The organism is Klebsiella sp. 64, from assembly GCF_018223915.1.
Lineage (GTDB): Bacteria > Pseudomonadota > Gammaproteobacteria > Enterobacterales > Enterobacteriaceae > Klebsiella > Klebsiella pneumoniae.
In genome coordinates this window covers 1-20,778 of sequence record NZ_JAGRQZ010000031.1, presented here as the reverse complement: position 1 = coordinate 20,778, position 20,778 = coordinate 1, and the positions used below count along the sequence as shown (strand labels likewise).

General features: G+C 61.6%; 22 protein-coding genes. 16 read left to right on the top strand and 6 right to left on the bottom strand.

Annotation, left to right across the window (positions count from 1 at the left end; all coding sequences use genetic code 11):
- The first annotated feature begins 207 nt into the window (after positions 1-207).
- The gene (locus KHQ23_RS20225) at positions 208-1,329 is read left to right on the top strand and encodes a cupin domain-containing protein (protein WP_004186850.1); all 1,122 of its coding nucleotides are present in this window, start codon (positions 208-210) and stop codon (positions 1,327-1,329) included.
- A 47-nt stretch (positions 1,330-1,376) separates the two neighbouring features.
- Here KHQ23_RS20225 and kacT read toward each other — a convergent pair whose 3' ends face one another.
- The 4 genes from kacT to cusR all read right to left on the bottom strand — a co-directional run bounded on the left by kacT (position 1,377) and on the right by cusR (position 4,396).
- Positions 1,377-1,910 carry a type II toxin-antitoxin system toxin KacT gene (gene kacT, locus KHQ23_RS20220; protein ID WP_004178461.1) on the bottom strand — a complete coding sequence of 178 codons (534 nt, stop codon included), beginning with the start codon at positions 1,908-1,910 and terminating at the stop codon, positions 1,377-1,379.
- Positions 1,911-1,920: 10 nt separating this feature from the next.
- Positions 1,921-2,187, bottom strand: a complete 267-nt coding sequence (kacA, locus tag KHQ23_RS20215; RefSeq protein ID WP_002887278.1) for a type II toxin-antitoxin system antitoxin KacA — start codon at positions 2,185-2,187, stop codon at positions 1,921-1,923.
- A gap of 102 nt (positions 2,188-2,289) precedes the next feature.
- Entirely contained in the window at positions 2,290-3,723 is a 1,434-nt protein-coding gene (locus KHQ23_RS20210; RefSeq protein WP_004186848.1) for a Cu(+)/Ag(+) sensor histidine kinase, read from the bottom strand.
- Positions 3,713-4,396, bottom strand: coding sequence for a copper response regulator transcription factor CusR (gene cusR / locus KHQ23_RS20205; protein ID WP_002887273.1), 684 nt, complete (start codon positions 4,394-4,396; stop codon positions 3,713-3,715). The genes KHQ23_RS20210 and cusR overlap by 11 nt, the downstream gene beginning before the upstream one ends.
- Positions 4,397-4,568: 172 nt before the next feature.
- Between cusR and KHQ23_RS20200 the strand changes: the two genes are divergently transcribed.
- From KHQ23_RS20200 to KHQ23_RS20180, 5 genes are all read left to right on the top strand, one after another.
- A complete protein-coding gene (locus KHQ23_RS20200) occupies positions 4,569-5,954 on the top strand; it encodes an efflux transporter outer membrane subunit (protein ID WP_026005908.1) in 1,386 nt (461 codons plus the stop codon).
- 17 nt (positions 5,955-5,971) lie between these two features.
- A complete protein-coding gene (gene cusF, locus KHQ23_RS20195) occupies positions 5,972-6,316 on the top strand; it encodes a cation efflux system protein CusF (RefSeq protein WP_211776971.1) in 345 nt (114 codons plus the stop codon).
- 44 nt (positions 6,317-6,360) lie between these two features.
- Positions 6,361-7,623 (top strand): efflux RND transporter periplasmic adaptor subunit, encoded by a 1,263-nt coding sequence (locus KHQ23_RS20190; RefSeq protein ID WP_004186840.1) that lies wholly within the window; start codon positions 6,361-6,363, stop codon positions 7,621-7,623.
- 11 nt (positions 7,624-7,634) lie between these two features.
- Positions 7,635-10,784, top strand: a complete 3,150-nt coding sequence (locus tag KHQ23_RS20185) for a CusA/CzcA family heavy metal efflux RND transporter (protein ID WP_016946717.1) — start codon at positions 7,635-7,637, stop codon at positions 10,782-10,784.
- Between the two features lie 72 nt (positions 10,785-10,856).
- Positions 10,857-11,204 (top strand): DUF1294 domain-containing protein, encoded by a 348-nt coding sequence (locus KHQ23_RS20180; protein WP_004177568.1) that lies wholly within the window; start codon positions 10,857-10,859, stop codon positions 11,202-11,204.
- Between the two features lie 9 nt (positions 11,205-11,213).
- Here KHQ23_RS20180 and KHQ23_RS20175 read toward each other — a convergent pair whose 3' ends face one another.
- A complete protein-coding gene (locus tag KHQ23_RS20175; RefSeq protein ID WP_002887259.1) occupies positions 11,214-11,747 on the bottom strand; it encodes a lipocalin family protein in 534 nt (177 codons plus the stop codon).
- A 116-nt stretch (positions 11,748-11,863) separates the two neighbouring features.
- Here KHQ23_RS20175 and KHQ23_RS20170 point away from each other — a divergent pair, with 116 nt between their 5' ends.
- The 10 genes from KHQ23_RS20170 to KHQ23_RS20125 all read left to right on the top strand — a co-directional run bounded on the left by KHQ23_RS20170 (position 11,864) and on the right by KHQ23_RS20125 (position 19,678).
- Positions 11,864-12,592, top strand: coding sequence for a MerR family transcriptional regulator (locus KHQ23_RS20170; protein ID WP_002887258.1), 729 nt, complete (start codon positions 11,864-11,866; stop codon positions 12,590-12,592).
- A 231-nt stretch (positions 12,593-12,823) separates the two neighbouring features.
- Positions 12,824-13,258: a nuclear transport factor 2 family protein gene (locus KHQ23_RS20165; protein ID WP_002887256.1), complete on the top strand. Its 435-nt coding sequence runs from the start codon at positions 12,824-12,826 to the stop codon at positions 13,256-13,258.
- A complete protein-coding gene (locus KHQ23_RS20160) occupies positions 13,255-13,974 on the top strand; it encodes an SDR family NAD(P)-dependent oxidoreductase (protein WP_004222355.1) in 720 nt (239 codons plus the stop codon). The genes KHQ23_RS20165 and KHQ23_RS20160 overlap by 4 nt, the downstream gene beginning before the upstream one ends.
- Positions 13,971-15,230 carry an NAD(P)/FAD-dependent oxidoreductase gene (locus KHQ23_RS20155; protein ID WP_032422002.1) on the top strand — a complete coding sequence of 420 codons (1,260 nt, stop codon included), beginning with the start codon at positions 13,971-13,973 and terminating at the stop codon, positions 15,228-15,230. Before KHQ23_RS20160 ends, KHQ23_RS20155 begins: the two co-directional genes overlap by 4 nt.
- 1 nt (position 15,231) lies before the next feature.
- A complete protein-coding gene (locus KHQ23_RS20150) occupies positions 15,232-15,954 on the top strand; it encodes a DUF1365 domain-containing protein (protein ID WP_004178444.1) in 723 nt (240 codons plus the stop codon).
- Positions 15,951-17,171, top strand: a complete 1,221-nt coding sequence (locus tag KHQ23_RS20145) for a cyclopropane-fatty-acyl-phospholipid synthase family protein (RefSeq protein WP_032422000.1) — start codon at positions 15,951-15,953, stop codon at positions 17,169-17,171. Before KHQ23_RS20150 ends, KHQ23_RS20145 begins: the two co-directional genes overlap by 4 nt.
- On the top strand, positions 17,168-17,653 hold the full coding sequence (locus tag KHQ23_RS20140; RefSeq protein WP_032421998.1) for a DUF2878 domain-containing protein: 486 nt from the start codon (positions 17,168-17,170) through the stop codon (positions 17,651-17,653). The genes KHQ23_RS20145 and KHQ23_RS20140 overlap by 4 nt, the downstream gene beginning before the upstream one ends.
- Positions 17,650-18,174, top strand: a complete 525-nt coding sequence (locus tag KHQ23_RS20135) for a hypothetical protein (protein ID WP_032421997.1) — start codon at positions 17,650-17,652, stop codon at positions 18,172-18,174. Before KHQ23_RS20140 ends, KHQ23_RS20135 begins: the two co-directional genes overlap by 4 nt.
- Complete coding sequence (locus KHQ23_RS20130) at positions 18,171-18,722, top strand: DUF3833 domain-containing protein (protein WP_015959356.1); 552 nt, start codon at positions 18,171-18,173, stop codon at positions 18,720-18,722. The genes KHQ23_RS20135 and KHQ23_RS20130 overlap by 4 nt, the downstream gene beginning before the upstream one ends.
- Complete coding sequence (locus KHQ23_RS20125) at positions 18,719-19,678, top strand: DUF523 and DUF1722 domain-containing protein (protein ID WP_004178436.1); 960 nt, start codon at positions 18,719-18,721, stop codon at positions 19,676-19,678. Before KHQ23_RS20130 ends, KHQ23_RS20125 begins: the two co-directional genes overlap by 4 nt.
- Positions 19,679-19,976: 298 nt before the next feature.
- Here KHQ23_RS20125 and KHQ23_RS20120 read toward each other — a convergent pair.
- A partial coding sequence (locus tag KHQ23_RS20120; RefSeq protein WP_080876958.1) for a carbohydrate porin occupies positions 19,977-20,778 on the bottom strand: 802 nt, incomplete at its 5' end.

Below are 20,778 nucleotides of genomic sequence, written 5' to 3'. Positions count from 1 at the left end.
CCATTAAAGGCTCAATCCCAGTGTTCATGCGGCCTGCAGCGCAATTTACGCTAAGATCGGTTTTTGGCAAAAATGTGATTTTTCTCTCTTACCCAACGCCATTATCGCGCCGATGGTGAATTAAGCACCACTCTTGACCCACGACAATGCGCCCGCCCGGCCCTCATTTCTATAATCAGGCCCGTTTCTTCTTACTGGTAATAATCGATGGCTTATCAACTCAACATTAACTGGCCCGAGTTTTTAGAAAAATACTGGCAGAAACAGCCGGTGGTATTAAAAAACGCGTTTCCGGACTTCGTCGACCCGATTACTCCGGACGAGCTGGCCGGATTAGCCATGGAGCCGGAAGTCGACAGCCGGCTGGTCAGCCTGAAAAACGGCAAATGGCAGGCCAGCAATGGTCCTTTTGAACATTTCGACGGGCTGGGCGAAACCGGTTGGTCCCTGCTGGCCCAGGCGGTAAACCACTGGCATATGCCGGCCGCCGAGCTGGTGCGCCCGTTCCGCGTACTGCCGGACTGGCGCCTGGACGACCTGATGATCTCCTTCTCCGTCCCCGGCGGCGGTGTCGGCCCGCATATCGATCAGTATGACGTCTTTATTATTCAGGGCATGGGCAGCCGCCGGTGGCGCGTGGGTGACAAGCTGCCGATGCGTCAGTTCTGTCCGCATCCGGCACTGCTGCACGTCGATCCGTTCCCACCGATCATTGATGAAGATCTGCAGCCGGGCGACATCCTCTATATTCCACCGGGATTCCCGCACGACGGCATAACCCACGAAACCGCCCTGAACTACTCCGTCGGCTTCCGCGGGCCAAACAGCCGCGACCTGATCAGCAGCTTCGCCGACTATGTGCTGGAGAACGATCTCGGCGGCGAGCACTACAGCGATCCGGACCTCACCTGCCGCGAGCATCCGGGCCGGGTTGAAGAGTATGAACTCGAACGTCTGCGCACCATGATGATCGATATGATTCGCCAGCCGGAAGACTTCAAGCAGTGGTTCGGCAGTTTCGTCACCACCCCGCGTCACGAGCTGGATATTGCGCCGGCGGAACCACCGTATGAAGAAGAGGAAGTGGTCGATGCGCTGCTGGGTGGTGAAAAGCTTTCCCGCCTGAGCGGCCTGCGCGTTCTGCATATCGGCGACAGCTTCTTCGTGCATAGCGAACAACTCGACACCACCGATGCCGAAGCGCTGGATGCGCTGTGTCGCTATACCTCATTAGGCCAGGAAGAGCTCGGCAGCGGCCTGCAGAATCCGGCGTTCGTGAGCGAACTGACGCGGCTGATTAATCAGGGCTACTGGTACTTCGAAGAGTAAGAGAGTCGCGATACTGCGGGCAGCCGCCTGGCGCTGCCCGGTTTCTTTTATGACTCATCGTCAGTAAAGAGCTGTTCAATCGATTTGGTCGGATAAAACAGTAAGTTACTATTTTCATCCACGAGCTGTATAAACCCCAGACGAAGATAGAATGCTTTAGCCTTCTCATTAAGGGCTTCAACAAACAATCCGTAGATGCCAACGGCTTTAGACGCTCCCCACACCACTCGCATCGCATGGGCAACCAACATCTCTCCCCAGCCCTGCCCCTGAACAGATTTATCAATGGCCAGCCGCCCGAGGGTTACGCTTGGCGCATTTTGATACGGGATTTTCTTTTGCTGAGTTTTAGACGGCAACATGCCTCGCTCGAAACAACTCCCCGATAAGGTGTAATAACCCAGCAACCTGGGAACGGTATCCCCGGAGACCAGCGCATAACCCCTTAAGATTTGTCCATCGTGCTGCCGCTTGAGGTGCTCTTTTAAAAACGTATTCAGCGCTTCCTCGCCGCAATCAAATCCAGTGATATCGTAGCTGAACGCATCGGCAATCATCTCAATCGTCAGTTGCTGCTCCATTAGCTCTACCTTACCTGGTTTGTAGACGCTTCGCTGCACGTTTCAGTCGATCATTCGGGGCTGGCGGTTGGGTAATCGCCTCCATCACCAGGCTCCATGATTGCTCATTGAGGACCATTCTGCGGTGCTGCTCAATCACTTCCGCAGCACGTTCTGAGGCACTGGCAACCACAAACTGGGTAATCGTCTGATTCGAAATTGCCGCAGCTTCCTCGATGATGCTCTTATCATCATCGGTTAATCTCAAATCTATACGCTGCTTTTTAAGTGCGGGCATACGTTATCTCCGGCCTGTTGCAAACTTCATGTACGGTTATTTTCCGTACATTTAATATAGCGACAGAAAGCCACATACTCAACTATCACTCGCGGATTGCGCCTATTTCGGCAACACCACAATAAACCGCGTCGAGCGCAGATCGGACTGCGCCGCCACGCTGCCGTGGTGGGCTCCGACAATCGATTTCACAATCGCCAGGCCGATGCCGCTGCCCTCCCCTTTGCGCTGGCGCGAGGGGTCGACGCGATAGAATCGGTCAAACAGGCGCGGCAGATGCTCGGCGGCAATCGGCGTACCGGGGTTCTCCACCACCAGGCGTACCGTCTCCGCGCTTTCGCTCAACTGGATGGTCACCGCCTGGCCGGCCGGCGTGTAGCGGATCGCATTCGACAGCAGGTTGCTGATTGCCCGCCGCAGCATCAGCGGATCGCCCGTCACCCGGCAGGGGCTACCGACAAAGCGCAGCGCCACCGCTTTCTCTTCCGCCCACGCCTCGAAAAACTCAAACACCTTATGCACTTCCTCGGCCAGATCCAGCGCCTGTTGCTCAGGGATCAGCTGGTTATTATCCGCCTGGGCGAGGAACAACATATCACTGACCATCCGCGACATCCGCGAGAACTCTTCGAGATTGGAATACAACACCTCTTCCAGCTCCTGCTGGCTGCGGCTCTGGCTTAAGGCGATTTCAGTTTGCGTCACCAGGTTAGTGATCGGCGTGCGGATTTCATGGGCGATATCGGCGGAGAAGTTGGACTGGCGGGTAAAGACATCCTCTATGCGCTCCAGCATATGGTTAAACGACAGCGCCAGCCGCTCCAGCTCGACAGGCACCGCCTGCGGGTCAAGGCGCACATCGAGATCCCGCGAGGTAATATTCTGGATCTGGCGACTGATCTGGCGGATCGGCTTATGCCCCTGGTAGACCACAAACAGCACGATGGCGATGATCAGCAGGCTGATTATCGACGCCGCGGAGATCAGCTTCGCTTTCAGCTCATTAATATAGTGCAGGTGAAAATCGATGGATAAGGCCATCAGCAGGTGGTACGCCGGTTTACCGTCCGCCTGCTTGCCCAGCGGCAGCATGATCAGCCGCCAGGCGCGGGTCTCCAGTGGATGATTATCGTGCGCCATTGCCCGCGGCTGCGGGTCGGTCCATGAAATCACATTCCCGTCGCGGAGCTGCATCGCCAGCCCCGGCGTACTCAGCATATGGCTGAGATCCGGCCCGTTGGGCGACTGGAAGAGAATATTGCCCTGGCCATCGTCCAGGCAGATGAAGACGTTGGCGTAGCCCGCAATGATATTCTTCACGATCTCCAGACGCCGCGCCTGCGGATAGTCGGCGTGGTCGAGGACCGTCTCCAGGGTGGTGCTGAGCTGTCTGAGATCGTGAACGTCGCGCTCTTCAAAGTGGGCCTTCACCGAATGGATCATGATCCAGGTGAAGGCAAAGAAAGCAATGATGGTGGCGAGGCTAATAAAGAAGGTCAGCCGGGTGGCCAGGGAAAAGGGGCGCTTAGCGGCCATCCGGCACCTCAAGCATATAGCCTACGCCGCGCACGGTCTGGATCAGCTTCGGCTCGAAGTCGTTATCAATTTTGGCGCGCAGCCGCTTCACCGCCACGTCAATGGCGTTAGTGTCGCTGTCGAAGTTCATATCCCACACCTGCGAGGCAATTAACGACCGCGGCAGCACCTCGCCCTGATGACGCAGGAAGAACTCCAGCAGCGTGAATTCCTTACTGGTCAGGGTGATGCGGGTGGCGCCGCGCGTCACCTTGCGGCTGACCAAATCGACGCTGAGATCGGCCGCCTGAAACTGGCTTTCGACGATGACCGCCGCCCCGCGGCGCAGCAGAGTACGCACCCGCGCCAGCAGCTCCGCAAAGGCGAACGGTTTTACCAGATAGTCGTCAGCGCCCAGCTCCAGCCCCTTCACCCGATGCTCAATGGTGCCCAACGCGGTAAGCAGCAGGATCGGCATGCCTTTCCCGGCGGCGCGCAGCATGCGCACGATATCCCAACCGTTCACATCCGGCAGCATGATGTCGAGGATCAGCAGATCGTAATCGCTGGTCATCGCCAGGTGATAGCCGTTGAGGCCGTTATCGGCCAGGTCGACGACGAAGCCGGCCTCGGTGAGCCCTTTGGTCAGGTACTCTCCGGTTTTCTTCTCATCTTCGACAATCAAAATCTTCACGGCAGGCTCCTTCACGCGCGCTTTGTGCGGGTATTCAATTTTAGAGGAGCGCCTCCGGATAGCAATGAAATATCAGGAAAATGACAGCTTTGTCATTTTCCCGTCACGCCCTGAACAGAGCCCGCTACGTAAAGTAGCCGCCATGGATAAATCGTCGAAACCGTCTGCCGCCATGCGTTCAATACAGCTACTTACCCTCAGCGTGATATTTGCCTTAACCGGCTGTCTGTCGCTCGCTCCGGACTACCAGCGCCCCGCAGCGCCGGTACCGCAGCAGTTCTCTCTCAGCCAGAACAAGCTGGTTACTGCGAAAGTGGGCTATCAAGAGACCGGCTGGCGCACCTTTTTCGTCGACCCGCAGGTGAAAAGCCTGATTAGCACCGCGCTGACCAACAACCGCGATCTACGGATGGCGACGCTGAAAGTGCAGGAAGCCCGCGCCCAGTACCGGGTAACCGACGCCGACCGCTACCCGCAGCTTAACGGTGACGGCAGCACCACCTATGGCGGCAAGCTCAAAGGCGACACCACCACCAGCAGCGATTATGCCGCCGGCTTAAACCTCAGCTACGACCTCGATTTCTTTGGCCGGCTGAAAAACCTTAGCGAGGCCGACCGACAGAACTTCTTCGCCAGCGAAGAGGCACGGCGCGCAGTGCATATCCTGTTGATTGCTAACGTTTCACAAAGCTACTTCAACCAGCGGCTGGCGGCAGCGCAGCTGCAGGTGGCCAACGATACCTTACAGAACTATCAGCAGTCTTACGCCTTCGTTGAAAAACAGCTGCTGACCGGGAGCACCACCGTGCTGGCGCTGGAACAGGCGCGCGGCATGATCGAAAGCACCCGCGCCGATATCGCCAAACGTCAGGGCCAGCTGGCGCAGGCCAATAACGCCCTGCAACTGCTGCTCGGCAGCTATCAACATCTGCCGGACGATAGCGCCAGCAGCGCCGTGGACCTGCAAGGCGTAACCCTGCCGCCATCGCTCTCCTCAGCGATCCTGCTGCAGCGGCCGGATATTTTAGAGGCCGAACACAGCCTGCAAGCGGCCAACGCCAACATCGGCGCCGCGCGGGCGGCCTTCTTCCCGTCGATCACCCTGACCAGCTCGCTCTCCGGCAGCAGCAGCGAACTCTCCAGCCTGTTTAACGCTGGCGGCGCGATGTGGAACTTCATTCCCAAAATCGAACTGCCGATTTTCAACGCCGGGCGTAATCAGGCCAGCCTCGATCTGGCGGAGATCCGCCAGCAGCAGCAGGTGGTCAACTATGAACAAAAAATCCAGTCCGCCTTTAAAGAGGTGGCCGACGCGCTGGCCCTGCGCCAGAGCCTGGCCGATCAAATTGCCGCGCAGGAGCGCTATCTCGCCTCGCTGAATATCACCCTGCAGCGCGCCACTGCGCTCTATCGCCACGGTGCGGTCAGCTATATCGAAGTCCTGAGCGCCCAGCGCGATATTTTCACCACCCGACAAACCCTGCTGGAACTCAACTATTCCCGTCAGGCAAATGAAATCACCCTGTTCACCGCTCTCGGCGGCGGCTGGATGGAATAACCCGAGGAGTCTTGATTATGAATTCACTGTCTAAAATCGCCCTGTTCACCCTGCTCTCTGGCGCAGTGTTCGCCGCCCAGGCCGCCGACCCGCATGCCGGCATGGCGATGCACGAGCAGCCCGCCGCCGCGCAGGCGCAAAGCATCAGCGGCAAAGGCGTCATCAAAGCTATTGATATGGATAACAAAAAAATCACTATCGCCCACGAGGCCATCCCGGCGGTGAACTGGCCGCCGATGACCATGCGCTTCACCATCACCCCGCAGACGCAGCTCAACAATGTGAAGGATGGCGACAGCGTGGACTTCACCTTCATTCAGCAGGGCAATCTGTCGCTGTTACAGGATATCCGCGCCCAATAACGGCCCGGCGACGGTAGGCCCCTCAACAACTGAATGGACGACACATGGCATCCCTGACACTTAAAAATACGGCGTTGATCCTCGGCAGCATGCTGATTGGCGGCGCGCTTACCGCGGCGCTGTACGCCCGATGGGCTCCGACCCACTCTGCCGCTCCGGCGGCCGAGCAGCAGCGTAAAGTGCTGTTCTGGTACGATCCGATGTACCCGAACACCCGCTTCGATAAACCGGGTAAATCGCCGTTTATGGATATGGATCTGGTGCCGAAATACGCCGATGAGGAGCATGCCGCCGCCGGTGCGCCGGGGGTGCGTATCGACCCGACGCAGACCCAGAATCTTGGGGTGAAAACCGTCGCCGTCACCCGCGGGCCGCTGCGCTACGCTCAGACCTTCCCGGCCAATATCAGCTATAACGAGTACCAGTATGTGATTATGCAGGCGCGGGCGGCGGGCTTTATCAATAAAGTCTATCCGCTGACCGTCGGCGACAAAGTGAAACAAGGCACGCCGTTACTCGAGCTGACCATCCCGGACTGGGTGGAAGCGCAGAGCGAATATCTGCTATTGCAGGAGACCGGGGGCACCGCTACGCAGGTCGAGGGGATCCTCGAGCGTCTACGTCTCGCCGGAATGCCGGATGACGATATCCGCCGCCTGAAAGCCACGCGTAAAATCCAGACCCGCTTTACTCTCAAAGCACCGATCGATGGCGTTATTACCGCCTTCGATCTGCGCGCCGGAATGAACATCGCCAAAGATAACGTGGTGGCGAAAATTCAGGGCATGGATCCGGTGTGGGTCAGCGTGGCGGTCCCGGAATCCATCGCCTGGCTGATTAAAGACGCCTCGCAGTTCAGCATTCAGGTTCCCGCCTGGCCGGGCAAAACCTTCCGCATCAGCAAATGGACCCTTCTCCCCAGCGTCGATAGCGCCACCCGCACCCTGCAGCTGCGCCTGCAGGTCAACAACCCGGATGAAGCGCTGAAGCCGGGGATGAACGCCTACCTGCAGCTGACCAGCGAAAGCGCCCCGATGCTGCTAATCCCCTCCAAAGCGCTGATCGACAGCGGCAGCGAGCAGCGAGTGATTACCGTGGATAACGAGGGCCGCTTCGTGCCGAAAATCGTGCAGGTATTCCATGAATCCGCCGGCGTCACGGCCATTCGCAGCGGGCTGCAGGAGGGTGAGAAAGTCGTCGCCAGCGGCCTGTTCCTGATCGACTCGGAGGCCAATATCGCCGGCGCGCTGGAGCGCATGCGCGCGCAGGCCCCTGATGCCGCGGCCTCTGCCGCCCACGCGCACTAAGGAACGGAACCATGATTGAATGGATTATCCGCCGCTCGGTGGCCAACCGCTTCCTGGTGATGATGGCGGCGCTGTTTCTCAGCATCTGGGGAACCTGGACCATCATCCACACCCCGGTAGACGCCCTGCCGGATCTCTCTGATGTACAGGTGATCGTCAAAACCCGCTATCCGGGACAGGCGCCGCAGATCGTCGAAAACCAGGTCACCTGGCCGCTGACCACCACCATGCTGTCGGTCCCCGGCGCCAAAACGGTTCGCGGCTTCTCGCAATTCGGCGACTCCTACGTATACGTGATTTTTGAAGACGGCACCGATCCTTACTGGGCGCGATCGCGGGTGCTGGAGTATCTCAACCAGGTACAGGGCAAACTTCCCGCCGGGGTCAGCGCCGAAATGGGCCCGGACGCCACCGGCGTCGGCTGGGTCTTCGAGTACGCGCTGGTCGACCGCAGCGGCAAGCACGACCTCGCCGAACTGCGCTCCCTACAGGACTGGTTCTTAAAATATGAGCTGAAAACCATCCCTAACGTCTCGGAAGTGGCGTCGGTGGGCGGCGTGGTCAAGGAGTATCAGATTGTCGTCGACCCGATGAAGCTGACCCAGTACGGCATCAGCCTCGGCGAGGTGAAATCGGCGCTGGACGCCTCTAACCAGGAGGCGGGCGGCTCTTCCGTCGAACTGGCGGAAGCCGAATATATGGTGCGCGCCAGCGGCTACCTGCAGACGCTCGACGACTTCAAAAATATCGTGCTGAAAACCGGGGATAACGGCGTGCCGGTTTATCTCGGCGACGTCGCGCGGGTACAGATCGGCCCGGAGATGCGCCGCGGAATCGCCGAGCTTAACGGCGAAGGCGAAGTGGCCGGCGGCGTGGTGATCCTGCGCTCCGGCAAGAACGCCCGCGAAGTGATCTCCGCGGTCAAAGCGAAGCTGGCGTCGCTGCAAAGCAGCCTGCCGGAAGGGGTTGAAGTGGTCACCACCTACGACCGCAGCCAGCTTATCGACCGCGCCATCGACAACCTCAGCCACAAGCTGCTAGAAGAGTTTATCGTCGTCGCCCTGGTCTGCGCCCTGTTCCTGTGGCACGTGCGCTCGGCGCTGGTGGCAATTATCTCGCTGCCGCTCGGCCTGTGCTTCGCCTTTATCATGATGCATTTCCAGGGGCTCAACGCCAACATCATGTCGCTGGGCGGGATCGCCATTGCGGTGGGAGCGATGGTCGATGCCGCCATCGTGATGATTGAGAACGCCCATAAGCGGCTGGAGGAGTGGGAACATCAGCACCCGGGAGAGAAGCTCAGCAACGACACACGCTGGAAAATCATTACCGAGGCCTCGGTGGAGGTCGGCCCGGCGCTGTTTATCAGCCTGCTGATCATCACCCTGTCGTTTATCCCGATTTTCACCCTCGAAGGCCAGGAGGGCAAACTGTTCGGCCCGCTGGCCTTCACCAAAACCTGGTCGATGGCCGGGGCGGCGCTGCTGGCGATCGTGGCGATCCCGATCCTGATGGGCTTCTGGATCCGCGGCAGGATCCCGGCGGAGAGCAGCAATCCGCTGAATCGCTTTTTGATCCGCATTTATCACCCGCTGCTGCTGAAGGTCCTGCACTGGCCGAAGACTACCCTGCTGATTGCGCTCCTGTCGATCCTGACGGTTGCCTGGCCGCTTAACCGGGTCGGCGGCGAGTTTCTGCCGCAGATCAACGAGGGCGATCTGCTGTATATGCCGTCCACGCTGCCGGGGATCTCCGCTGCGCAGGCGGCGGATATGCTGCAGAAAACCGATAAGCTGATCATGACGGTGCCGGAAGTGGCAAGGGTGTTCGGCAAAACCGGCAAGGCCGAAACCGCCACCGACTCGGCGCCGCTGGAGATGGTGGAGACCACCATTCAGCTCAAGCCGCAGGATCAATGGCGACCGGGGATGACCATGGAGAAGATCGTCGAGGAGCTGGATAAAACCGTGCGCCTGCCGGGACTGGCGAACCTGTGGGTGCCGCCGATCCGCAACCGCATCGACATGCTCTCCACCGGCATCAAGAGCCCGATTGGCATTAAAGTTTCCGGCACCAACCTGGCCGATATCGACGCCATCGCCGGGCAAATTGAAGTGGTGGCGCGCAGCGTGCCGGGAGTCACTTCGGCATTAGCCGAGCGGCTGGTCGGCGGGCGCTACCTTAACATTGATATTCATCGTGAGAAGGCGGCCCGCTACGGGATGACCGTCGGCGACGTGCAGTTGTTCGTCTCGTCCGCCATCGGCGGGGCGATGGTTGGCGAAACGGTAGAGGGCGTCGAGCGCTATCCGATCAACATCCGCTACCCGCAGAGCTATCGCGACAGCCCGGAGACCCTGCGCCAGCTGCCGATCCTCACCCCGCTGAAGCAACAGATCGTCCTCGGCGACGTGGCTGAGGTGAAAGTGGTCACCGGACCATCCATGCTGAAGACCGAGAACGCCCGCCCGACCAGTTGGATCTACATCGACGCCCGCGACCGCGACATGGTGTCGGTAGTGCACGATCTGCAGCAGGCCATCGGCAAGGAGGTGAAGCTGAAGCCGGGCATCAGTGTGTCCTACTCCGGGCAGTTTGAGCTGCTGGAGCGCGCCAATCAGAAGCTGAAGCTGATGGTACCGATGACGCTGATGATTATCTTCGTGCTGCTGTATCTGGCGTTCCGCCGCGTCGGCGAAGCACTGCTGATTATCACCAGCGTGCCGTTCGCCCTTGTGGGCGGGATCTGGTTCCTCTACTGGATGGGGTTCCATCTGTCGGTGGCCACCGGTACCGGCTTTATCGCCCTCGCCGGGGTGGCGGCAGAATTTGGCGTGGTGATGCTGATGTACCTGCGCCACGCCATCGAGGCCGAGCCATCGCTGGAGAATCCGCAGACTTTCAGCGTCGATAAGCTCGACGAGGCGCTGTACCAGGGGGCGGTGCTGCGCGTTCGGCCGAAGGCGATGACCGTGGCGGTGATTATCGCCGGCCTGCTGCCGATTTTATGGGGCACCGGCGCCGGTTCGGAAGTCATGAGCCGTATCGCCGCGCCGATGATTGGCGGGATGATCACCGCCCCGCTGCTGTCGCTGTTTATCATTCCGGCGGCGTATAAGCTGATGTGGCTGTATCGGCATCGGGGCAAGCGTAGCCAATAGCCCGCCGCGTTTACGCCGGTCCGGGAAATTGGCTATAGTGGCGCCATTCTTCTGGCCGGCGTGAACGTCCCTATGAATCTGAACCTGGTATGTTATTCCCTGCTGCTGCTCACCGCCGTGGGCAGCGCCCTGCTGCCCTACCCGCTGGCGATGTGGTTTTTACTGAGCAGCCTTCTGACATGGCTTATCTATGGCGCCGACAAGCTGGCGGCGCGCAAAGCCTGGCGCCGGGTGCCGGAAACCACGCTGCTGGTGCTGGGCCTGGCGGGAGGCTGGCCGGGGGCCATCCTCGGCCAGCAGTGCTTTCGCCATAAAACGCAAAAGCAGCCCTTCCGGACGCGGTTTTTCATCAGCGTAGCGCTCAACGTGGCGGCGCTGGCCGGGCTGTACGTGGTTTATACCCATCTGCTCAGCCGCTAAGCGGCGAGGCTAGCGCGGCGTCTGGCGGATCCACACCAGGCGATCGACGTCAAAGCCCAGCTCGCGCGCGGTATTCAGGTAATCCTGCTTCACCGCCGCCGGAATGGTGGGGGTGCGCGACAGGATCCACAGATAGTCACGGTTGGGGCCGCTGACCAGCGCGTACTGGTAGTCGTCGTCCAGGCGGATCACGTTATAGCCGCCGTAGAATGGCCCGAAGAACGACACCTTCAGCGCCGCGGTGGTGGGGGCGCCGGTGAAATAGGCTTTCCCGTCGCTCTCATTCCAGCGTTTTTTGACCGGGTCATAACCGCGGTTGACGACGCTGATCCCCCCATCGCTGCGGGCGCCGTAGGTGGCGGTCACCTGCTCCAGGCCTCGCTCGAAGCGATTCTCCAGGCGAGCGACCTCATACCATTTTCCGAGGTAACGGCTGGCGTCAAACCCGCTAATCGGCTGAACGCCTTTCGGCGGCGTGGGCGATTTACAGGCCACCAGGGTTAACGCGATAGCGACGCCAGTGACAACAGGCCATAGCTTCATGAGAACTCCTTTCATTTACGCGGTTGGGGAAAGTGTAGTGCAAAGCCACTACACTTCACGCCAGCCGTCGTGATTCGTAGTATATTGAGAATATTCTTTGTTAACAGGTGGCCTCCATGCCTTACTCCATCGGCGAATTTGCCCGACTATGCGGGATAAATGCGACCACGCTTCGCGCCTGGCAGCGCCGCTACGGCCTGCTTAAGCCTCTGCGCACCGATGGTGGACACCGTCTGTACAGCGATGACGACGTCCAGCAGGCGCTGAAGATCCTCGACTGGGTGAAAAAAGGGGTGCCGGTCAGCCAGGTGAAACCCCTGCTGTCGCGCCCCGGCGCGCGGCGCACCAATAACTGGTTGACGCTGCAGGAGACCATGCTGCAGCGGCTGAAAGAGGGAAAAATCGAGTCCTTGCGCCAGCTGATCTACGACGCCGGGCGCGAATATCCGCGCCAGGAGCTGGTAACCGAAGTGCTGCGTCCGCTGCGCAGCCAGGTCTCCGCCAACGTGCCGGCCATCATGACGCTGCGCGAAATTCTCGACGGCATCATCATCGCCTATACCTCGTTTTGCCTCGAAGGCGACAAGAAGGCGCCCGGGGACAACTTTCTGATCACCGGCTGGCACCTGACCGACGCCTGCGAAATCTGGCTTGAGGCGCTCAAACGTACCGGCCAGGGCCATCGCATCGACGTCCTGCCGGTGCCTCCCGCCGCCCTGGCGCCGGAGATTTTTCCCCAGCGCAACTGGCTGCTGGTCACCAGCGGCAAACTCTCCGCTGCCCGCCAGAGGCAGGTCGAACTCTGGCAGCAGCAGGTCGTCTCCCTCGAGGTGATCCCGCTCTAACCCCCTGTTTTCACTTACCTCCACGCTCTGTTCCGCCAGCACCCGGTGGCGCGGCGGGCTCACGCTTGCCCTTTGCGCCACCCGCGATTTTCACTCCTTAAAACACCAATCATAACAACATGATTTTTAACACAAATAAAATATATTTTTCTACAAACTTGGACAAATAATTTTATTTGTGTAAGTTTTAAGTATGCCATTACGCTACCGTATCTAGCCAGGATGTGATCCATGAGCACCTCGCCGTCCGTGATTCGTCGTTTCGTTGAGTACTACGCCGGGCTGGATGCACAGCCGCCCGCGGCGCTGGCCACGCTGTACCATCCGGACGCGACGCTGAGCGATCCTTTTGGTCAGCATCAGGGGCTGTTCGCCATTCAGCGCTACTTTACCCATCTGCTGGCCAACGTGGAGCAGTGCCGGTTCACCATCGACACGCCGCTTTGCGACGGCCAGCGGTTCGCCGTGACCTGGACCATGCACTGGTCGCATCCGCGCATTGCCGGCGGAGAAACCCTGGCCCTGCCGGGCTGCTCGGTGGTGGACATCGCCGGGGAGCAGGTTCTCCATCAGCGCGACTACTACGACGCCGGGGAGATGATCTACGAGCATCTTCCCCTGCTGGGCTGGGCGGTGCGCGGCGTGAAGCGGAGGGTGCGCTCATGATGACGGTGCTCATCACCGGCGCCAGCTCCGGGATCGGCGCCGGCCTGGCGAAATCCTTCGCGGCGGATGGCCATCTGGTCATCGCCTGCGGGCGCGATGCGTCGCGCCTGGCAGCGCTCCAGCAGCTCAGCCCCAACATCAGCGTACGCCTGTTCGATATGACAGACAGGGACGCCTGTCGCCAGGCGCTGACAGGCTGTTTTGCCGACCTGATCATTCTCTGCGCCGGGACCTGCGAATACCTCGACCACGGACAGGTGGATGCCGCCCTCGTGGAGCGGGTGATGGCCACCAACTTCCTCGGGCCGGTGAACTGCCTGGCGGCGCTGCAGACGCAGCTGGAGGCTGGCGATCGGGTGGTGCTGGTCAGCTCCATGGCGCACTGGCTGCCCTTCCCGCGCGCGGAAGCCTATGGCGCCTCCAAGGCGGCGCTGAGCTGGTTTGCCAATAGCCTGCGTCTGGACTGGGAGCCGAAAGGGGTCGCCGTCACGGTGGTCTCTCCGGGCTTCGTCGACACCCCGCTGACGCGCAAAAACGACTTCGCCATGCCCGGCCGGGTGAGCGTGGATCGGGCGGTGGCGGCGATCCGCCACGGTCTGGCGAAGGGCAAAAACCACATCGCCTTCCCCACCGGTTTCAGCCTGGCCCTGCGTCTGCTGGCCAGTCTGCCATCGGGTATCCAGCGCCTGCTGTTGCGCAGGATGGTGCGCTCATGAATATCGCCATCATCGGCAGCGGCATCGCCGGGCTGACCTGCGCCTGGCGACTGGCCGGACACCATCAGGTAACGCTGTTCGAAGCGGGCGCCACGCCGGGCGGCCACACCGCCACCGTGGATGTCGCCACGCCGCAGGGCACCTGGGCCATCGATACCGGATTTATCGTCTACAACGATCGCACCTATCCGCGCTTTATGGGTCTGCTCAGCGAGCTGGGGATCGGCGGGCAAAAAACGCAGATGAGCTTCTCGGTCCACAACCCGGCCAGCGGCCTGGAATACAACGGCCACAGCCTGACCTCGCTTTTCGCCCAGCGGCGCAATCTGCTGAAGCCGGCCTTCTGGGGACTGCTGAGCGAGATCGTCCGCTTCAACCGGCTGGCGAAACTGGCGCTGACCGAGGCGCTGGATCCAGGCGCGACGCTGGAGAGCTTCCTCACCCGCCACCGTTTCAGCCCCTTCTTCGCCCGCCACTATATTCTGCCGATGGGGGCGGCCATCTGGTCGTCGTCGCTGCAGGAGATGCGTCGCTTCCCGCTGCCGCTGTTTTTGCGCTTCTTTGAAAACCACGGTCTGCTGGATATTCGCGATCGCCCGCAATGGTACGTGGTGCCCGGCGGTTCCCGGGAATACGTTCGCGCCCTGCTCGCCAGGCTCGGCGATCGCCTGGATCTACGCCTCAACGCGCCGGTGCAGCAGGTGGACCGCCACCCGGCGGGGGTCACCCTGCGGCTGGCGTCCGGGGAGGCGCATTTTGACCAGGTGATCTTCGCCTGCCACTCCGCGCAGGCCCTGGCGATGCTGGCGGCGCCCACCGATTCCGAACGAGAAGTCCTCGGGGACATCGGCTGGCAGCGTAACGAGGTGGTGCTGCACAGCGATCCGCGCTGGCTGCCGGAGCGCCAGCGCGCCTGGGCCAGCTGGAACTATCGCCTGAGCGACGGGGATCGGGCCCGGGCCTGCGTCACCTACAACATGAATATTCTCCAGGGGCTGCCCGCGGGCGCGCCGCTGTTCTGCGTCACCCTGAACCCGGACGCGCCGGTGGACGATCGCTACGTCTGGCAGCGCTTCGTCTATGAGCATCCGCTGTTTAACCCGCAAAGCTGGTCGGCCCAGCTGCGGCGCGAAGAGATTAACGGCCAGCAGCGGAGCTGGTACTGCGGGGCCTACTGGTACAACGGCTTTCATGAGGACGGGGTACGCAGTGCGCTCGACGTGGTGCAGGGCATCGCCGCGGCGGAGGACAACTGAAATGAACAGCTGCCTCTATCAGGGCGTCCTGCGCCACCGTCGCCTGCAGCCGAAGGCGCACCACTTCGTCTACCGCCTGTTTATGGCCTGGCTCGACCTCGACGAACTGGACAGGTTGCCTGAGGCGGGCATCCGTCGCAACCGCCTGGCCGCCGCCGCCTGGTACGACGCCGATTATCCGCTGGGCGCGCCGCTGAAGGCCCAGGTGCTGAACCGGCTGGAGAGCCTGACCGGCTGCCGCCCGGCGGGCCGCGTGATGCTCCTGACCCAGCTGCGCTACTTCGGCTTCCATTTTAATCCGGTCAATTTTTACTACTGCTATGACGAAGCCGACACCCTGCGCTGGGTGCTGGCCGAAGTGCGCAACACGCCGTGGAATGAGCGTCATTACTACGCGGTGGACGGCCAGCAGGCGCGCCCGCTGGAGAAAGCCTTTCACGTTTCGCCGTTTAACCCGATGGACATGGTCTATCACTGGCGCTTCAACGCGCCGGGCAAAACGCTACACATGCACATTGAAAACCATCAGGCCAGCAAGGTGTTCGACGCCACGCTGGCCCTGAGCCGCGTGCCGTTAACCCGCGCCAATCTGCGCGGGCTGCTGCTGCGTCTGCCGATGATGACCCTGAAAACCGTCCTCGCCATCTACTGGCAGGCGCTGCGGCTGTGGCTGAAGCGCGTGCCGCTGTACAACCATCCTGTCAGCAGGAGTGAACGCTCATGACCGATCCCGTCTTTGCGCTTGAACCCGATGTGCCGCGCAACGTGCGGCTCGCGCGCTGGCTGCTCTTTCGTCTGTTGAGCGGCCTCCGCGAAGGCTCGCTCACCGTGCGCGAAGGGGCGCAGACTTTTCATTTTGGCGACCCCGCCGCCGCGCTGCGCGCTGAGGCGCGGGTCTGCACGCCGGAGGTGTACTGGCGTCTGCTAACCGGCGGCAGTCTCGCGGCGGCCGAGGCCTGGATGGACGGCGACTGGGAGAGCCACCAGCTGACGACGCTGCTGCAGATCCTCGCGCGCAACGGCGAGGTGCTGGGGCGTCTGGAGCGCGGCTTCCGTCTGCTGGGCAAGCCCGTCGCCCGCCTGCGCCACTGGACCCGCCGCAACACCCGCGCCCAGGCGCGGGAGAACATCGCCGCCCATTACGACCTCGGCAACGAATTTTATGCCCATTTTCTGGATGACGACCTGCTCTACTCCAGCGCGCTGTTTACCGACGACCAGCAGGATCTGACCCAGGCCCAGCGGGCCAAGATGGCGCGCCTGTGCGACCAGCTGGCGCTCACTCCCGGCGATCATCTGCTGGAGATTGGCACCGGCTGGGGGGCGCTGGCCGAGTACGCCGCCCGCCATTACGGCTGCCGGGTCACCACCACCACCCTTTCCCGGGAGCAGCACCGCTGGGCTACCGAGCGCATGGCCCGCGCCGGGCTGCAGGATCGCGTCGAGGTGCTGCTCTGCGACTACCGCGATCTGCGCGGCAAGTACGACAAACTGGTGTCGGTGGAGATGATTGAGGCGGTGGGCCAGCGCTACCTCCCAGCCTTCTTCCGCACCTGCCAGGCGCGCCTGCGCCCGGGCGGCAGAATGGCCCTGCAGGCGATCACCATCCAGGATCAGCGCTATCGCGACTACAGCAAAAGCGTCGATTTTATCCAGCGCTACATCTTCCCGGGCGGCTTTTTGCCCAGCATCACGGCAATGAGCGAGCTGATGACCCGCCATACCGATTTTGTGGTGCGCAACCTGTTCGACATGGGCCCGGACTACGCCCGCACCCTGGCGCACTGGCGACAGCGCTTTACCCACGCCTGGCAGGATATTGAAAAGCTCGGCTTTGATGAGCGCTTCCGCCGGATGTGGCTCTACTACTTCGGCTACTGCGAAGCCGGATTTAACGCCCGCACCATCAGCGTGGTGCAGCTCACCGCGGAGCGGGTATGACACGCCCGGCGCAGCACCTGCTGATGGCCCTCGCGTTCGATGTTTACTGGACGCTGGTGGTGATGTTGCGCGAGCGCGGTCTGCTGATCTGGCTGACGCTGGCCATTTTCGCCTGGCTGCGGTTGCCGGCGGCCAGTCGTCCACCCGCCCTGCTGTTGGCCGCGGCGGGCTGCGGCCTGGACGCCTGCTGGGCGCTGGCGGGGCTGATCGATTTTCGCGGCGACAGCCTGCTGCCCCTGTGGATGGTGGCCCTGTGGCTGATGTTCGCCGTCGTCTGGACCCGACTGACCCGCACCGCGACGCTTCCCGGCTGGGTGCTGGCCACGGCCGCCACCGTCGGCGGCCCGGTGGCCTACCTGATCGGCGCTCGCCTCGGAGCCATGACCCTGCTGGTGCCGATGGCGCTTGCCGTGGCCGCCATGGCCTGCGGCTGGCTGGTGCTCATGCTGCTGTTCCATCTGGGGATGGGGAGGCAAAAATGAGATTCGCCCTGTTACTGCTATGGCTGACCACCCTCGCCCCGGCGGCCCACGCCGCCGACTGGCTGGCCTGGCGCCGCGTCGGCGAGGCGACCCTCACCTGGGGGCCGTTCACCGTCTATCACTCGCAGCTGCGTACGCCCAATGGCCGGTATGACGGCCCGCAGCAGGATCGGGCGCTGATCATCACCTACCGGCGCGACATCGATCGCGAGGCGCTGGTGGAGGCCACCCGCGACCAGTGGCAGGCGCAGGGCATTCTGCAGCAGGAACCGCGCAGCGAAGCCTGGCTACGCATGCTGCAGGGGATCTGGCCGGACGTCGCGCCGGGCAGCCAGCTGGCGTTCGTGGTCAGCGGCGGCGAGGGGCAGTTCTGGTATCGCGCCAGCGCCGCGCAGACCGCCTTTACCCCGCTCGGCCCGCGCCAGTCGGCGGCGTTCAGCACCCGCTTTCTCGCCATCTGGCTCGATCCGCGCACCACTTATCCCGAACTGCGTCAGCAGTTGATCGGAGGTACACCATGAAACGCATTCTGACCCTTGGCCTGGCGCTGCTGATGCTGATCCTCGCCGGCTGCAGCACCGAGGTCACGGAGTACCGGCAGCAGCAGCCCGCCCTCGACATCTTTCACTATTTTCAGGGGCGAACCGAGGCGTGGGGGATGGTGCAGGATCGCAGCGGCAAGCAGCTGCGCCGCTTCCATGTTGAGATCGATGGCGACGTCGTCGGCGACACCCTGACCCTCCATGAGCGCTTTGTCTATGACGACGGCGAGAAGCAGCAGCGGATATGGCGCATTCGCCGCACCGGCGATAACCGTTATCAGGGCACCGCCGGGGATATCGAAGGCGTGGCCAGCGGCCAGGCGGCAGGCAATGCCTTTCACTGGCGCTACAGCATGAACGTCGAGGCCAGCGGCAGCCGGTGGCTGCTGCACTTTGACGACTGGATGTTCCTGCAGGACGGCAGCCATTTATTTAACAAAACCGAGATGAAGAAATTCGGCATTACGGTCGCCACCGTGACCCTTTTCTTTACCCGAACCACAGCAGAAGAGAGGACAGCGCCATGAACACGCAACCTGTCATTGGGATCAGCGGATGTTTAACCGGCTCAGCCGTGCGATTCGACGGCGGGCATAAGCGTATGGGCTTTGTGATGGATGAGCTCGCGCAGTGGGTGGCGTTTAAACCCGTCTGCCCGGAGATGGCGATCGGCCTGCCCGTTCCCCGCCCGGCGCTCCGCCTGGTGCAGACCCCGGTCGGGGAGATCCGCATGCGCTTCAGCCACGCCCCGCATGAGGATGTGACGGAGAAGATGGCTGATTTCGCCAGCGCCCACCTCGCAACCCTGGGTGAGCTGTCGGGCTTTATCGTCTGCGCCAAATCGCCGAGCTGCGGGATGGAGCGCGTGCGGCTGTATGACGAAAAAGGCAATCGCGGGCGTAAGGAAGGCGTGGGGCTGTTTACCGGCGCCCTGATGGCGCGCTACCCGTGGCTGCCGGTGGAAGAGGATGGCCGGCTGCACGATCCGCTGCTGCGGGAGAATTTTGTCGAGCGCGTTTTCGCCCTGCATGAACTCAACGCCCTGCGCGCCCGCGGCCTGACCCGTCACGGTCTGCTGGCCTTTCACAGCCGCTACAAGCTGCAACTGCTGGCTCATCACCAGGCGGGCTACCGGGAGATCGGCCCGTTCGTCGCCTCGCTGCATGAATGGGAGGATCTGGAGGCGTTCTTCGAGGTTTACCGCGAGAAGCTGATGGCGATCCTCAAGCAGCCCGCCTCGCGGAAAAACCACACCAACGTGCTGATGCATATTCAGGGTTATTTCCGCGACCAGCTGAACAGCCGCCAGCGCGGCGAACTGCGGGAGGTGATCCTCAACTATCGCGCCGGGCTGCTGCCGATCCTCGCCCCGCTGACGCTGCTTAAGCACTATCTGGCCGAGTATCCGGATCGCTACCTGCAGGCGCAGAACTATTTTGACCCCTACCCGCAGGATCTGGCCCTGCGCCTGACGGTGAACTGAGGGAGTTGGCCTGAACCAGCTGCCCGGCGGCGCTGCGCTTGCCGGTCCTGGGGTGTGAGCCTGCGGGAAGGAACGTAGGCCGGATAAGGCATTTATGCCGCCATCCGTCACTACCGCAGGTATGGAGCCTGACCGCCCGGCGGCGCTGCGCTTGCCGGTCCTGGGGTGGGGTCCCGCAGGAAGGAACGTAGGCCGGATAAGGCATTGATGCCGCCATCCGGCATAAATGGAGCGCATCAGTTGTAGCCCGGCTAAGCGTAGCGCCAGCCGGGAACGCTCCTTCGACAACGCTATCGCATCAGAACCACGCCTCAAACATTCCGCCGACGTTCAGCGAATCCAGCTGCTGGTCCTGGGTGCCGTTTACCTTCGCGGTGTGCTCGTTATCCACCTGGCCGCCGGTCACGTAGAAGCGCAGCATCGGACGGAACTCCGGCCCCATGCCGATGGCGATGTTCTGCGACAGCGTCAGCTTCCAGCCGTGGTTATCCCCGCCCTGGTCGTAGTCCACGCGCTGGTAGCCCGCTTCCAGCCAGGTGGAGTGCACGTCGTTCCAGAAATACATCGGCCGCACGATGGCACCGTAGTTTTTACGGTTGTCGGTATTATCCTTGCCGTTGTCGTAGTCGTGGAAGGCCAGCAGATATTCCACCTGCGCCTGCTGGGTGAACTTATGGCTGCCCTCGAAGCTGGCGTAGACCGTGGTCAGGTCGTCGGTTTTGTTATAGACGCTGTTATCCGAGTTGTCGGAATAGCGCAGGATCACCTTGTTCACCCCGCTGTCGTTGGTGTGGCTCAGCACCAGGCCGCCCTGCCAGGCTTCGAGACGCGCGTCGCTGTCCACCGCCTTTGAGTCAAAGCCGTAGTTGGCGTACACCTCGACGTCGATCGGCCCGGCCTTGATGTTGTGGGTTTTAGTGGTCAGCGCGTAGTGGCCGTTGTCGCCGGTGTCGGAGCTGCCGGTACAGGTGATGCGCGACGGGTTGGTCTCATCGGCCATCACTTCCGGGCTACAGGATTTCACCTGCGAGACCGCCGCCACGTCGAACTGCACGCCGCCGATATCAAAGTTCTTCACCCCGGCGCCCTGGCCGTCGTGG